Annotated in this window: 12 protein-coding genes; 2 read left to right on the forward strand and 10 right to left on the reverse strand. The window is 46.3% G+C overall.

What is annotated here, in order from left to right; genetic code table 11:
- Window positions 1–262: 262 nt before the first annotated feature.
- The 4 genes from RIM23_RS25200 to rfbC all read right to left on the reverse strand — a co-directional run bounded on the left by RIM23_RS25200 (window position 263) and on the right by rfbC (window position 3950).
- Complete coding sequence (locus RIM23_RS25200; RefSeq protein ID WP_446370421.1) at window positions 263–1336, reverse strand: glucose-1-phosphate thymidylyltransferase; 1074 nt, start codon at window positions 1334–1336, stop codon at window positions 263–265.
- Window positions 1337–1467: 131 nt separating this feature from the next.
- Window positions 1468–2514 carry a sulfotransferase domain-containing protein gene (locus tag RIM23_RS25205; RefSeq protein ID WP_446370423.1) on the reverse strand — a complete coding sequence of 349 codons (1047 nt, stop codon included), beginning with the start codon at window positions 2512–2514 and terminating at the stop codon, window positions 1468–1470.
- A 9-nt stretch (window positions 2515–2523) separates the two neighbouring features.
- A complete protein-coding gene (gene rfbD / locus RIM23_RS25210; protein ID WP_446370425.1) occupies window positions 2524–3408 on the reverse strand; it encodes a dTDP-4-dehydrorhamnose reductase in 885 nt (294 codons plus the stop codon).
- Window positions 3405–3950, reverse strand: a complete 546-nt coding sequence (rfbC, locus tag RIM23_RS25215) for a dTDP-4-dehydrorhamnose 3,5-epimerase (protein ID WP_446370427.1) — start codon at window positions 3948–3950, stop codon at window positions 3405–3407. The genes rfbD and rfbC overlap by 4 nt, the downstream gene beginning before the upstream one ends.
- Window positions 3951–4127: 177 nt before the next feature.
- Here rfbC and RIM23_RS25220 point away from each other — a divergent pair, with 177 nt between their 5' ends.
- On the forward strand, window positions 4128–5129 hold the full coding sequence (locus RIM23_RS25220; protein ID WP_446370429.1) for a glycosyltransferase family 2 protein: 1002 nt from the start codon (window positions 4128–4130) through the stop codon (window positions 5127–5129).
- A 108-nt stretch (window positions 5130–5237) separates the two neighbouring features.
- Here the strand turns inward: RIM23_RS25220 and RIM23_RS25225 are convergent, their stop codons facing one another.
- The 5 genes from RIM23_RS25225 to RIM23_RS25245 form a co-directional block, all read right to left on the reverse strand.
- Window positions 5238–6431: a glycosyltransferase gene (locus RIM23_RS25225; protein ID WP_446370431.1), complete on the reverse strand. Its 1194-nt coding sequence runs from the start codon at window positions 6429–6431 to the stop codon at window positions 5238–5240.
- 499 nt (window positions 6432–6930) lie between these two features.
- A complete protein-coding gene (locus RIM23_RS25230) occupies window positions 6931–9282 on the reverse strand; it encodes a GumC family protein (protein WP_446370433.1) in 2352 nt (783 codons plus the stop codon).
- A 369-nt stretch (window positions 9283–9651) separates the two neighbouring features.
- The gene (locus tag RIM23_RS25235; protein WP_446370435.1) at window positions 9652–10488 is read right to left on the reverse strand and encodes a WecB/TagA/CpsF family glycosyltransferase; all 837 of its coding nucleotides are present in this window, start codon (window positions 10486–10488) and stop codon (window positions 9652–9654) included.
- Between the two features lie 377 nt (window positions 10489–10865).
- Complete coding sequence (locus RIM23_RS25240) at window positions 10866–11834, reverse strand: peptidoglycan-binding domain-containing protein (RefSeq protein ID WP_446370437.1); 969 nt, start codon at window positions 11832–11834, stop codon at window positions 10866–10868.
- A 92-nt stretch (window positions 11835–11926) separates the two neighbouring features.
- The gene (locus RIM23_RS25245; protein ID WP_446339817.1) at window positions 11927–12103 is read right to left on the reverse strand and encodes a hypothetical protein; all 177 of its coding nucleotides are present in this window, start codon (window positions 12101–12103) and stop codon (window positions 11927–11929) included.
- 314 nt (window positions 12104–12417) lie between these two features.
- On the opposite strand from RIM23_RS25245, the gene RIM23_RS25250 reads away from it, so the two are divergent.
- Window positions 12418–13227: an SH3 domain-containing protein gene (locus RIM23_RS25250; protein WP_446370439.1), complete on the forward strand. Its 810-nt coding sequence runs from the start codon at window positions 12418–12420 to the stop codon at window positions 13225–13227.
- A 175-nt stretch (window positions 13228–13402) separates the two neighbouring features.
- Here the strand turns inward: RIM23_RS25250 and RIM23_RS25255 are convergent, their stop codons facing one another.
- Window positions 13403–13894 carry an SH3 domain-containing protein gene (locus RIM23_RS25255; RefSeq protein WP_446370441.1) on the reverse strand — a complete coding sequence of 164 codons (492 nt, stop codon included), beginning with the start codon at window positions 13892–13894 and terminating at the stop codon, window positions 13403–13405.
- Window positions 13895–13953 lie beyond the last annotated feature (59 nt).

Here is a 13953-nt window from a genome sequence, read left to right on the forward strand (position 1 = left end):
GGAGTTGTTAATTAGTGCAAGCGGGTCGCCCCTACCTTACTTGTCACGGTATGTGGTGTAACGAAGGGAGGTAAGTTTTGACCCTTCGCTTCCCTCGATGACATGACGCCTCTCTCTCGTGTGTAGGGGCGGGTTTCACGAGTATCTTTTCGGTTCCACAAGAGATGTGACTAAACCCGCCCCGAATCAGGGTTCTAGATTTTGTGAAAAGTCAGGTCGCCCCTACAAGTTCACCCCAGGTGTTTTTGGGCGACTAAGGTTATCACACCAATTCGATTTGCGAATCATCGCCAATCATAAACCGCAACGCCTTGGGACGCCGTGGCGCTACACTCAACTTTGCCCGTTGTCCAATCACACTGTCCACAATCCGCTGCTGCACTCCAATCACCTTCGCCTCCTGTAAGATAACACTATGCTCTAAGTCGGTATCAACCAGCGTAACCTGGTCAGCTACACTACTATAGGGACCAATAAAACAATTTTCCAAATGACAATTGCTGCCAATCGTCACGGGTCCGCGAATCGTACAGTTGACTACCTTTGAACCTTGACCAATTTTGACTCGCCCAATCACCTGACTCGTTTCATCAACCTCACCCTGGACAGCGGTTTCTAACAGGGTATCCAAAATAACCCGATTGGCTTCCAACAGGTCATCCTTTTTCCCCGTATCCAGCCACCAACCCTGTAACTGAAAGGACTCCACCTTCTTCGGCTGGTCAATCAGATATTGAATCGCATCGGTAATTTCCAACTCCCCTCTAGCCGAAGGTTGGATATTCGCGATCGCGTGGTGAACTGTGCTAGAAAATAGATAAATCCCCACCAATGCCAGATTCGAGGGTGGAACCTTGGGCTTTTCCACCAACTGCAAGACTCGCCCTTCCTCATCCACCTTAGCCACGCCAAACGCGGTTGGGTTAGGGACGGTACACAGAAGGATTAAGGCATCTAGCTGCCGTTCGTGAAAGCGTTCGACAAATAGACTCAAGTCACTTTGTACTAGGTTATCACCCAGATACATTAAAAAGGGCGAATCACCAAGAAACGGTTGAGCAATCTTAACCGCATGTGCCAACCCCGCAGGCTGATCTTGCTGGATATAAGTAATCTTAGCCCCAAAGCGATCGCCATCTCCCGTTTTGCTCTTAACTTCCTCTCCGGTTTCTGGACTAATAATAATTCCGATATCGGTAATCCCTGCGGCGACAATTGCCTCAATCCCATACCATAAAATTGGTTTATTGGCAACGGGAACGAGTTGTTTTGCTCCTGTATAAGTTAGGGGTCGTAGGCGCGTCCCTTTACCGCCGGAAAGAATTAGTGCTTTCATAAGATTTGCTTAGATGGGCTAGAGTGGCTGGTGCGGATAGAGAAAAAGTTTATTGTACCATTGCAAAAATAAAGGTTTTGTAGTGAGCGCTTCAACGCGGCACTAAAGTGCCTACTACGAACAGTAAGAGTTTAAATGGGTAAATCAGACCAAAGATCTTTTAGGGGTGATTCACGAATCACAGAGGCAATGTCCGCCTTTTGTTCAGCCGTCAGTTGGGTTTTCCACTTGGACATGCTCTTACGGGGATCACGGTAGACACTGTAGTAAGCTTTAGACTGATTGAATGAATTATGTTCCCCAGCGGTTGATTGATTGAGAAAGTCAAGAGTGGGTTGATCGAGTCTCCAGCCAACAAAGTCAAAGATTTCACTAACCTTTCCTTGGGGGTCAGTACATAAGTCTTCGTAAACAACCACCAATCCACGTTCGTATGACCGGGCAAACTCAACCAAGGGTTCTACTTGCAAACGCCAAATCACGGCTCCTAACTGAACGTTTGACATATCTTCGAGTTGATCACAATACTGAGAGAGAAACTTGCCACTGGGGGTATTAAGTTTCTGACGTAGGTTGTTTATCTTTTGAGACTGTTCCGCTTGTTGAAAAACACCAATTTCGACGCCTTTGAGACCCGAGGCAATTCTGCCAAAGGGGTTACGGATCATCGCAATCAGTGTGGGTTGCAGGACTTCACACAGACGGGGTAACAAATCATTGGGAAAGTTCACATCCTTGATCAGGATTGGGTGTTTTGAGGTCAGTCGTGTTTGTCCGTACCATTCATAAAAAGACTTCAACGGGTCTACACGTTTGCCCAGACCATAAAGTAGATGGAGTAGCGTTGGACTTTGCCAGCGAAAGCTTTTGGCTGGAAACGGGGGTAGATCAATCTCGTGATAACACTGACGACATAATGACTGAAAGCGGTGACGCAGTTCCTCGATAGGGCTAGACTCTAAGTCTTGCATCCAATCCCTATAAGGTGTAGACTTCGACCGGAGAAATGGCTCGTACTTATAGCTACAATGTTCGTAGGTATTCATAATCTGACCCAGCCAAGTTGTACCGGAACGACCTGGACCAATGATGCAAACATAGTGGAATTGTTCATCACCATTTGCTTTTTGAGTTAGCTGGTTGCTACCACTACGAGTTTGATTAAGGTTAAAAGACATTTCTGCTTGCTATTGGTACGTGTAAAGTTGCTGAAGCATTCGCCGCAACCCGGTGCGCCAATGGGGAGGATGATTCCCCAAAACAGCTGATATCTTCTGAGTAGAGAGAACTGAATAAGCTGGACGCGCTGCTGGTGTGGGATAATCAGCCGTGGCAATTGGCACAACCTGCTTGACCTGCAACGGGAAGCCAATTTGTTGAGCTTCCTCAAATATAGCCACAGCAAAATCATACCAACTGGTGACACCGCTATTGGTAAAGTGATAGATACCCGTCAGAGTATCGGATTTGAGAGATTGAGCCAACTGCGCGATCGCACTTGCCAAGTCCCCCGTCCAAGTTGGTGTCCCCACCTGATCCACAACCACTCGCAGTTCGTCACGTTCCGCTCCTAGTCTTAACATGGTTTTGACAAAGTTGCCTTTACCTTGCACCCCATAAACCCAAGAGGTTCTGAGAATCAGGGCGCGATCGCACTGTTTTAGCACGCCCTCTTCTCCCAATAACTTTGATTGACCATAGGCATTAATCGGATCAGGTTTATCGTCTTCAGTATACGGCGTATTTTTTTTACCGTCGAAGATATAATCGGTGGAAACGTGAATTAACGCCGCCCCTAGCTGCTGCGCGGCTTCTGCCATAATTGTGGGCGCTGTAGCATTGATCGCATTTGCCCGTTCGGTTTCGGTTTCGGCTTTATCTACGGCAGTATAAGCGGCAGCATTAACAATCACATCAGGTTTAAATTCACCGATAACCTGGCGAATTTTATCCGGTTGAGTTAAATCTAACTTGTGACGGTCAACTCCCATCACCTCTCCCAGGGGGGCTAGGGTTTGTTGCAGTTCACTCCCCAGTTGTCCAGCCATACCTGTGAGTAAAATTCGCGTCATGGATAAACTTCCGCTGTCTTCAAGGGTTGCCCTGCTTGGTCTTTTGCCGATAGGATAGGCTCTGTGGTCAAATCCCAATCAATGCCTAATTCGGGATCATTCCACAGCAATGTCCGTTCATGCTGCGGTGCATAATAATCCGTGGTTTTGTACAAAACCTCAGCTACATCGGAAACCACCAAAAAGCCGTGGGCAAAACCCCGGGGAATCCAAATCTGTCGTTTATTTTCGGCACTCAATAGACAGCTTACCCATTGCCCAAACGTGGGAGAACTTTGGCGAATATCCACCGCCACATCCAATACTGTCCCCACGATAGCCCGTACCAATTTCCCCTGAGGTTGCTGGATTTGATAATGTAGCCCCCGGAGAACGTTTTTGACGGAACGGGAATGATTATCTTGGACAAAGGTAGCGCCTATATTCGCTTTCTCTGTAAACGCTTTCTGGTTGTAGCTTTCCAAGAAAAAACCACGCTCATCCCCAAAGATGCGAGGTTCTATAATTACAACGTCTGGAATTTTAGTCGGAATAATTTGCATTTAGCCTTCTGAAGTTATAGTTATATAAGGATTCGTGCCGTTAAATTGTCGGGATACCATATCATCAAACCCAGACCTCGGAATGTTTTTTAAAGTCTATGGTAAAGACAATGATAATTTACACCTCTAGAATAGAAGTTAATTGAATCAATTGAAAAGCTACTGAAGTTAAGAAGTATGACCCGCATTGGGGTAGTCACCATTGGCAGAAATGAAGGGGAACGACTAATTCGCTGTCTAAAGTCCGCGATCGCACTCCTTCCCCAAGATACACCAATTATATACGTGGACTCCGGTTCCACCGATGGCAGCGTAGAAGCGGCGGAATCTCTGGGTGTCCAAGTGATCAACCTGGATATGTCCCTCCCGTTTACCATGGCGCGGGGAAGGAATACGGGATTTAGGTATCTAGTCGAACAGTTCCCAGATATTAAATACGTGCAGTTTATCGACGGCGACTGCGAACTGATCCCCGGCTGGATTGAACAAGCCATCGAAACCCTAGATAATGATGATAAATTAGCGACCACCTGTGGACGACGGCGGGAACGATTCCCGGATGCCTCAATCTATAACCGCCTCGCTGATATGGAATGGAACACGCCTGTGGGTGAAGCCCAAGCCTGTGGTGGGGATGCCTTAATCCGCGTTAGCGCTATTCGAGAAGTGAACGGCTACAACGAAACCCTCATCGGTGGAGAAGAACCGGAAATGTGTATCCGCCTGCGTCAACGGGGCTGGAAAATTCGTCGTATTGATGCCGATATGACCCTTCATGATGCGGCAATGCTCAAGTTTAGCCAATGGTGGAAACGCTCCATGCGTGGTGGCTGGGCAGTAGCAGAAGGTGCGGCGATGCATGGTGATCCCCCGGAACGGTATATGATTCGGGAAAATTTGAGCGGTTGGTTGTGGGGATTTGTTCTACCTGTGACGGCTCTAAGTTTGGCTTGGGTTACATCGGGTCTGAGTCTATTATTATTTTTGGGTTACCCGGTTTTGATGTGGCGAGTGTATCGGTATCGCCGCCGTTATGGTGATTTGCCGTCCCACGCCGGATTGTACGCTCTTTTTTGTGTATTATACAAGTTGCCGCAAGTTATTGGGCAGATGAAATACTGGCTGAGCCGATGGCGGGGTCAGCAGGCAACATTGATTGAATATAAAACATCTGTATAAGATCCTCCTGTTTGCTTAAAGGCTAAAGCCCTTACTACAAACGATACGCCCTCTGTAATAGAGTCTGGGGGTGAGTGACGTTTAAAGGCTAAAGCCCTGACTACGAACCTACTGAAATAGCTCGGCTAATTTTGCCGCCTCTTTCGTTGCATCATGCTGTTTCGCTACTCGTTCCGCCCCCACCTTACCCATCTGTTCCAACTTGTCTACCGGAAGCTGTAAGACTGTACGCATTGCTTCAGTCAAAGCGTTAACTGAACCGGCTGGAACTAACCAACCACAAACTCCAGGTTCAACCAGTTCAGGTATTCCTGCTACATAGGTGCTAATCACGGGACGAGAAAGAGCCAATGCCTCCATAATTACTACAGGTAAGCCTTCGGCAAAACTAGGGAGTACCACCGCCCGCGCTGCTAAAATCTGTTGCTGCACCTGATCATTACTCAGCCATCCGGTAATCTCAACCTTATCCTCTAACCCTAGCTGTGCGATTCTATTTTCAATTTCTGGTCGTAGTTCCCCATCCCCAACCAGTACAATTTTAAAGGACAAGCCCTCTGCCGCTAATAAACCTGCTGCTTCTATCAACAGCAGATGTCCCTTCTGTTCACTTAACCGCCCAATGCACACCAAATGTGGACAATCTGGCACAGGGATAGGGGACTGAGTTAAAAACTTTTCATCCACCCCACAATGAACGATATGAATTTTCGACCATTGTTCTGAAGCACACCAGCGATACAGTTGACTCTTGCCAAAGCTGCTAACTGCTACGACAAAAGCTGCCCGCTTAATTTTTTCCGCTAAGGAGATTGCTCCTACTTTATCAAATTCTTCCGGTCCATGAACGGTAAAGCTATAGGGAGGTCCACCCAAAGCGTGACACAACATTGGCACGGTGGTAGAGTTGGTGCCAAAGTGAGCGTGAACATGGGTGATTTTTGCCTGAGAAAACCATATAAGCAACACACAGGCTTCTGCCAGGTAAGCCAGATGAAGCAAAACTCCCCGTTCTGATTTGAACCCCACCTGAATGGCTAGCCTTAATGCACTCAGAAACCGCATCGGTCGGGTTATAGCAACCCGGAGTAAGCCCAAGAGTAAGCCCACTATACCCATATCTAATACAATTCGGGTCTTTTCCAGCTCTAACTTGTCCCCTTCGTCAACTAACTCAGACGCACAAGAACGGATAGCGAATCGACAAACGGGAATCCCACAGGCTTCTACTCCCAGAATTTCTCGTCGGATAAAGCTGTGGCTAACCTTGGGATATTGATTAACTAAATAGGCAACTGTCATTGGTTATTAGTCATTGGTCATTGGTCATTGGTCATTTGTCCTTCGCCATTTAAGCTGTTCGGCATTTAAACCTTAATGTCAATAATGGCTAAATCCTTGCCGTAGTGCGAGCATCTTGCTCGCTACATTGAGCATCTTGCTCGCTACATTGAGCATCTTGCTCGCTACCCATTCCCAATTTAAATGCATGACAGCTTATTAAGGGCGGGTTTTGCTGTTCAGTTATCGGTGGGAAAGGGCGGGTTTTGTTGTTCCGTTATCGGTAAATAGCTGAATTTAGTCCCTAAACCCGCCCCTACTGTCGTGGCACACCTAAAATGGTAGATTAGAATTGTAGGGGCGCAAGGCTTGCGCCCAGTTTAAACGTCAAATCTATTCCACAATTTTAGCTGTGTCAGTCCACTACAAAGTCCCTAAACCCGCCCCTACAGATTCCCTAAACCCGCCCCTACCAATGGGTGACCCTAGACGTTCTATCGGAGGAGTCTCTACGATACAATCAAGAGACGGAAACCGGGGTTTTCTCCCAACTATTATCCTGGGGCGCGGGCGGTAACCCCATAAATCCTGAGCGTTTGATATGATTGGCAATAATCCCTAGTGTGGGCAAGCCAAAGGCATCTAACTGCGTGATGGTTTGCTTAACTAAGGAGTTCTTGGTTTTCTTGATTGCTGTCACCAGCAACAACCCATCGGTGTGCCTTGCCAAATAACTGATATCCATACAACTGGGAAACTCTGGCGTATCATAAACCACCAAATCAAATTTAGTCTTAAACTCCGCCATCAGCTCCTGCATCTGCGCCGAGGCAAACCGCCGCGTCAGATTTGGCCGAGGTTGACCTGCGGTTAATACAAACAGATTATCAGAAATCGGCGATCGCTGGATAAAGTCATGAGGCATCAAATTCTCTGCCAGTAAGTCACTCAACCCTTTGGCGTTCGATAAATTCAACTGTTGATGAATCTGAGGGTGCATCAAATTTGCATCCACCAAAAGCACCCGTTGACCCATTTGGGCTGCCGTTTGCGCTAAGTGTGACGCCACCGTGGATTTACCATCCCCCAACGCCGCCGAGGTAACACTCAGGGAACGAATTGGGCGGTCAGAAAACAGAAACCGGATACTGGTATAAATGGAGTCAAAAGCTTCCATAAACGTCGCATCAGCATAACTCTGCTCCCCAGAGTCTTTATCCTGCCTCGGATTCCGATTTTGATAAGCCGGAACTTCACCCAACACCGGCAAATCCGTCGCATCCTTAAGGTCTTCTGTGCTATAAAAAATATCTCTAATTTTTTCCTGGAGAACTCCTAACCCCAGACCTAAGACTACTCCACCCATCACACCCATCAACAGCAGCTTGTCGGAGGATTCCGCCATATTCAAAGGCTCCCCTTCTCCATCACGGGCGATTTGCGGTTCCGAAAGAATTTCCCAAGGCAGTTTATTTCCCGCTTCCTCAACTTGGAATGTTTCCCGCTGCCTTAAAAGTTGATTCAGCGTCTGAGTCGCCACTTCCAACTGCCGCTGGAGTTCGCTATACTGACGGATAACTTCAGGCATTTGAGCGGCTTGTTGAGCGAATGTAGCTCTCGTCTGGGCTAACTGCTGAGTGCGTTCTTCTAAGAGTTTAATCTGGTTCGTCGCTTCCACCAGTTGCTGGATCAGCCCCATGCGAACTGAATTCTGAAATGTCATCACATCCGAATTATTCGTCGTGCTTTTTAGGTTCTCGCCAATAATCCGCTGGGCTTCTTGATTCAGCAGTGCCAGTAAATTCTGTCGCTGTTCCTCTAGGGCTTGCATCCTAGGATTGTCCGGTCCAAAGCGGGCAGATTCAATGGCAATCTGACTTTCAACTTCCTGAATTTTCCCCAACAACCCTTGATAACGAGGGTCTTGACTTAAGGCTGATGAAGCGATAGCTTCCTCTGGTGATAATCCTAATTGTTGCCGCAAGTTAGTGGAGAGGGTTCTCAACTCCCGTAACTCTTTTTGGGTGGCTATCTGTTCGTTTTCAATAGCCTGGACTTGGGCAAGTAATTCTGCCCCTTTAGATTGGGGGTCAATCAGGTTATACCGCTCTTGAATACTTTGAATCTGTTTCTGAAAATTAGTGACACGCTCCTGCAATTTCGGCAGTTGCTCATCGATAAATTTAACCCCTTCGCCAATACTGCTCTGGCGTTCATCCAGACTATACTTTAAATACTTCTGGGCGGTTTCCTCTAAAACCAACTCGACCAGTTTTGGATTATATCCTTGATAACTCACTTCCAGGATCTTGGTTCCAGCATCTCTACCTTTTCCGACAGTGACTTGTTCAATATTTAACCCTTGTCTTAAAGCCCCAACACTAAATCCCGGATATTCCGTTTCAATTTCCTCAACCACTGGCTTGAGAACACCCACTCCCTTTAAAATTTCAATCTGAGTCGGATAATCCAGACTAAACATTTTATCACTTGGCAATCCATCGGTGCGAGCCAGGGCGCTAGGGTCACTTGCCCGTTCTTCATTGGTTACGGGTTCTACTAATAGACGAAAATTTCCTGCATAAATTGGGGGTTCTTTGGTACTTACATACCAAGCGGCTGCGGTAGTTAGGGTAGTCAAACCAGCAATTAGCCAAGCTTTCCGCTTCGCGGTTCGCAACAAGGGACGCAAATTCAATCCGCGTTGAGGAGTCGCTGTCACCTCATCAGCAAAATCGGAGGACAACGGCGGATCAAGTCTATCGCCCTTGCCGTTTGATGAAAGTGCAGAATCCCGTTCTATTTCCATGTTGACCTCTGTCATGTTGACTGTACCGCACCCAAACCCTTCTTTAGCAACAGTTCCTGGCATGTCTATTATGCCAGACCATTGAGCCAACTGTCTCTATCCCTAGGTGTCTCACACAATACTTTTTTGCCAATTGGCGAGTCTGCTTCATCCATTTTAAATGAAACCCTAGATGACTATCAATAAAGCTTTGATAAAGTTTACTTCAAGAGGGAACGGGGAACAGGGAACAGCAACAATAAACCTTTGCCTCTTTACAGAACTGAGTTAACCCAATTTATGTCTAGGGTAATCGAAATTGATGCTAGCAATTAACGAAAAACTGTAACAAAAGCGGCAAAATAATCTCTTGTGTAGATAAGTTGCATCCAACGTCTCTACAACTCTTAGTTCCAGTATCGAAGCAGACTTTATAATGGATGAATCTATCTTCTAAAAAGGAGGCTTATAAATCTTTAACTTCTGTTTTAATATCAGCCACAAGAAACCTACATCATCGACAAAATATCGCTTCCACAATCGTCTCGGTTCAATCATGAACCTATAAAACCACTCTAAGCCGATGTCACTGAGAAAAATTGGCGCTCTTTTGACATTACCGGCTTCAAAATCGATGGTTGCACCGATTCCCATAATGATTTTAATGTGATCATCAAATTGGTTTTTGTATTTACTGATAAACAACTCTTGTTTCGGTGCCCCGACTCCTACACCCAACACTGTAGCGCCTGAATCATTAATCAGTTGCACAATTTTTTGGCATTCTTGTTCATCATTTTCAAATCCCCAAGGGGGTGAATATTCGGCTATGACGATTTCCCGACCAACTTTAGCGTTTATTCTTGCTTGAGCTTTCTTGGCTACGCCCGGAGCGGCTCCTAATAAAAATATGCGAATATTTGGATTATTTTTGTGATAGTGGCAAAACTCTGGAAAGACATCTGAACCCGATAATTTTTCTTTGAAGGGAGTACCCAAAAATCTAGAGGCGTAAACCAGAATTTGGCTATCACATATCAAATAATCAGCGGCTTTATAAGCCTGTAAAAACTGTCGATTTTCTTGTAATTGCATGAGATGATCGACATTAGGAGTAAAGACCACACCCTGCTTTAATTTCTTTAAAAACTCATCTTTAGAAAAATTATCAATATATAAGTTAAGAATTCTAACTTTTTTACGAACTGAAAGACCGCTATCTTCACTAGCTAAAGACATCGGCATAACCTCTGATTCAGGTGTAAACTGACTATCCTGTTGGTCTTTCATTGGGCGTGGAACTGATGATGAATTCATAGTAGAAGCAACCCCATCAATGATAACATTAACTTAGGCTGGAATTGAATGGCTATTGATTCAATTTAAAGAGCCTGCGCCAAATAGTAAATCTGTCAGCCGACTGATGTTCAGGTGGTTAGCTGGTGTTGGCTGATAACCTGTAGAAGATCCTCTAAATAGTCGAACCCAATTCAAGTTGAGCATGAGGACAAGGGAATAGGAAACAGGGAAATCTTAACAGTAAGGATTTGACGTTTTAACATTTCTTAGTACAGCGGAAAGAATTTATGTCTAGGTACTTCTCTGTCTTTCCCTTGGCTAAGAATAAAAGATTGCTTGATTCTGTTACGATACATTGGGTGTGAATCTTAGCGAAAATACGCCACCCGTGCATCCAAACCCTGCGATCGCAGCTGATGGGAAAGACTTTCGGCAGTGTTACGATCTGTAAATGAGCCAGCATTGACAAATTTGCCCCGCCCGGAGTCTGCGGTAAACGCCCCCGACGCATATCGTTGCACTCGGGTAAGTGTATCACCATTGTAAATGGGGACAATGACAACATAGGGATTGGATTCAGGAGTCGGGATTAACCCCAACACCTGAAGTGTGTCTTGACTCGCCACGCCATCGGGAAATAGATTATTCGCATCCTGAAACTGCTCCACAGCGTCCTGAGTTTGGGCGCCATAGATACCATCAACAGGACCTGGATCAAAACCTGCCTGTCTTAACTTTAGCTGAAGTTCAACGACATCTTCACCGCGATCGCCGGGACGCAACTCTCGCAGGTTAAACGGTTGCGTCTGAATGGGAGGCGGCGGCGTCACTTGCCCTCTAGGAGGGGTTAAGATGTTCCCGATACTCGGAGGGGTAGGCAATGTGCCGATCATGGAACTCGGGGGAGGTAAAGTTGTCAGGGTAAGGGTAGAATCGAAGGGGGAAAGACTCTTAAGGTTATCGAACAAGAAAGATTGAGTGCGTTGACCGACAATTCCATCCGGAACCAGTCCCTGAGTGCGTTGAAATTGCCGGACAGCATCTGTGGTGATTTGACCAAAATAACCGGTGGGTTGCTGATTGAAATAGCCTAATTCCCGCAAACGCTGTTGAATCTCAAAGACTTGAGCTCCACGACTTCCTTGCTGTAGCGTTTGGGCTACAGCTTTATCTGTGATTCCTAGGCTGCTGAGGATGATGGCGAATAATAGCCAATGCCAGGGTACGGCAGCCGAAGGCTTGGTCGGCTGCCACTCATCCAGATTTAAACTCTCTAGAACCACCTCGGCTTGGCTTTCCGACGCCCAGACAAGATGGCTATAGGCAAGGGTTTCCATAGGTTTCCCCGATAGCTTTTATTGCTAGTTTATCAAGCTATCTGGGAAAATGGTATGGGGGGGTATGTTATCGTTGTCTGTTGGGGAGGATGTCAAATTAATCCTGATCGCTCGATGAGAACCGCCGACAGCGCTGCTATGCCGGTAATTGTCAAGGCTAATATGGGGTGTTGACCTTGACTTACGGCAAAGGAGGTGACGATTCCAGCACCCAAGGCGGCGGTAATTAATGCTGTCCAGATATCTTTATTTGTATTTTTGTGGTACATGCGTATTTTTCGGATTTTGGATCAATTTAGACAAGTTTTCTAACCGTACCACTCTCTTTTGTTTAACTGAAGTCTTTGCTGAAGTATTGCAATCAAGATTTAGATTTAGCTAACTTTCTTAATATAATCTCGATGTTACGCTATTTTGATGGATGATGGTTATGCCCAGTGATTGAGCAACTACTGCGATCAAGTCCGGTTCACCACTGATGATATATCCGGGTCTTGGCGGTAAAGCAATCGCACTGGTTAGAAATTGCAATTGTGTGTATTCAAGCGGACATGATGCTAAATCAGATTGAGGAGTGATTAGGATGAGCAAAATTAGCCAATGGAGTAAGCCAGCCGCACTCTTGGTGTTAGGATTTGCTTTAGTAGAAGGTTGGACAGTAACGGCGAGTGTAGCTGTTGGTGCAGGACAGACCCCGTTTGTGACCACTTTTGTTCATACCCAAGAAAATGTAAAGATAAATTCTGACAGAAACATTATCAGCCACCAGGGTGTGACATTCTCCTCAAAGCCCTCTCATACCATTTCTGTTGAATCGTTAAACGTTTACACAACTGGACTATCGCCCAGTGGGTTAATAGGGCGCAACATCATCGAACATGAGTATAACCCGACAAGTTCTTTTCTGCTCACTCAAGGGCTGAGTGGGCAATGTCGGGCGGCGACGCAGTCAAGTTTTATCTACGCGGAACGTTCTACCGCCAATCCAATTCGCGCCTTACAAGCTGACGAGCAAGTCATCATCGCCGAAGATAGTGGTAGGAATGGTTGGATTGCAATTCGTTCTCCAATTAGTGGATTTGTCCAAGCGAAAGATCTTAAGCCTTGTCCGGGGAATACTGCTGCAACTACGCCCTCACCCACACCGCCTAACCGTTGTCGCCGAGTGATTTATGAAGAAGAAGAAGGGTTAGCGATTCGGGAGGGTCCCAATACGAATTCAGCGAGAGTGGGTGGTGTCTTCCCTGGCGATCGCGTCACTCTTTCTGATCCGCCCCAATTTAGACTAGATGACGCCGGACGGGAATGGGTGAGGATTACCGCCCCGACGGCTGGGTGGATATCGAATGGATTTCCCCAACTGGGCGATATTAATCTTAAAGCATGTTTCTAGCCATTGGTTGATGGTTCATTGTCATTTGATCGGGGCGGGTTTAGTTACTTATGGGTGCTAAGGAAACGATAGTAGTAAAACCCGCCCCTACAAACCATGCGATTGAGGGAAGCACAGGGTCTAAATACAGACGCGCCATGGCGCGTCTCTACACTTATTCGAATCGTCTCTACACTTATTCGAATCGCTCAACATTTCCCGCCTTAACCCAACCTTCTTGTTCACCTTCTGCCAATCGCACTCTCTGCCATTTTTTATCATCGCTTTCTTGAAGGATGATAATATCCTGATTGTAGGCTACCCCGCCAATGCGATTGGCATCAAGACTGGGAGAATCGCGCAGGCTTAATCCTTCGGGCCAAGTTACCCTCGCTTCATAAGCGCCAGGGGGTAATTCCTCGGGTTCTGGGGATTCACTGGGAGTAGGACTAGGACTAGGACTAGGTTTCGGCTTCTGGGTAGATTGGGCGGGTTTCTTAGCTGAATCGGGAGATTTAACTGGCTGGGCTGGTTGTTCTTCAGCAAAAATGGGTTTAGCTGGATTCGCTGACAATTTTGTGAAAAAGTAATAGGCGACAGCGCCACCTCCTGCTAATAGTATGGTAATACCCAGAATAAGACCGATAAAAAATTTGGCAATACCTGATAAAATCATAGGATTTGTCATTCCTAAAAAAAACTCAAAAGTCTCTCACTTGGATGGGGCGGGTTTAGTCGCATCTTTTG

The organism is Coleofasciculus sp. G3-WIS-01, assembly GCF_040223135.1.
Lineage (GTDB): Bacteria > Cyanobacteriota > Cyanobacteriia > Cyanobacteriales > Coleofasciculaceae > Coleofasciculus.

Excerpts from the sequence above, each read along its gene's own strand:
- RIM23_RS25245 (WP_446339817.1), bottom strand. The coding sequence starts at position 12,103 with ATGTACCACAAAAATACAAATAAAGATATCTGGACAGCATTAATTACC.
- rfbD (WP_446370425.1), bottom strand. The coding sequence starts at position 3,408 with ATGACGCGAATTTTACTCACAGGTATGGCTGGACAACTGGGGAGTGAA.
- RIM23_RS25250 (WP_446370439.1), top strand. The coding sequence starts at position 12,418 with ATGAGCAAAATTAGCCAATGGAGTAAGCCAGCCGCACTCTTGGTGTTA.
- RIM23_RS25255 (WP_446370441.1), bottom strand. The coding sequence starts at position 13,894 with ATGACAAATCCTATGATTTTATCAGGTATTGCCAAATTTTTTATCGGT.
- RIM23_RS25235 (WP_446370435.1), bottom strand. The coding sequence starts at position 10,488 with ATGAAAGACCAACAGGATAGTCAGTTTACACCTGAATCAGAGGTTATG.
- RIM23_RS25200 (WP_446370421.1), bottom strand. The coding sequence starts at position 1,336 with ATGAAAGCACTAATTCTTTCCGGCGGTAAAGGGACGCGCCTACGACCC.
- RIM23_RS25240 (WP_446370437.1), bottom strand. The coding sequence starts at position 11,834 with ATGGAAACCCTTGCCTATAGCCATCTTGTCTGGGCGTCGGAAAGCCAA.
- rfbC (WP_446370427.1), bottom strand. The coding sequence starts at position 3,950 with ATGCAAATTATTCCGACTAAAATTCCAGACGTTGTAATTATAGAACCT.
- RIM23_RS25225 (WP_446370431.1), bottom strand. The coding sequence starts at position 6,431 with ATGACAGTTGCCTATTTAGTTAATCAATATCCCAAGGTTAGCCACAGC.
- RIM23_RS25220 (WP_446370429.1), top strand. The coding sequence starts at position 4,128 with ATGACCCGCATTGGGGTAGTCACCATTGGCAGAAATGAAGGGGAACGA.
- RIM23_RS25205 (WP_446370423.1), bottom strand. The coding sequence starts at position 2,514 with ATGTCTTTTAACCTTAATCAAACTCGTAGTGGTAGCAACCAGCTAACT.
- RIM23_RS25230 (WP_446370433.1), bottom strand. The coding sequence starts at position 9,282 with ATGCCAGGAACTGTTGCTAAAGAAGGGTTTGGGTGCGGTACAGTCAAC.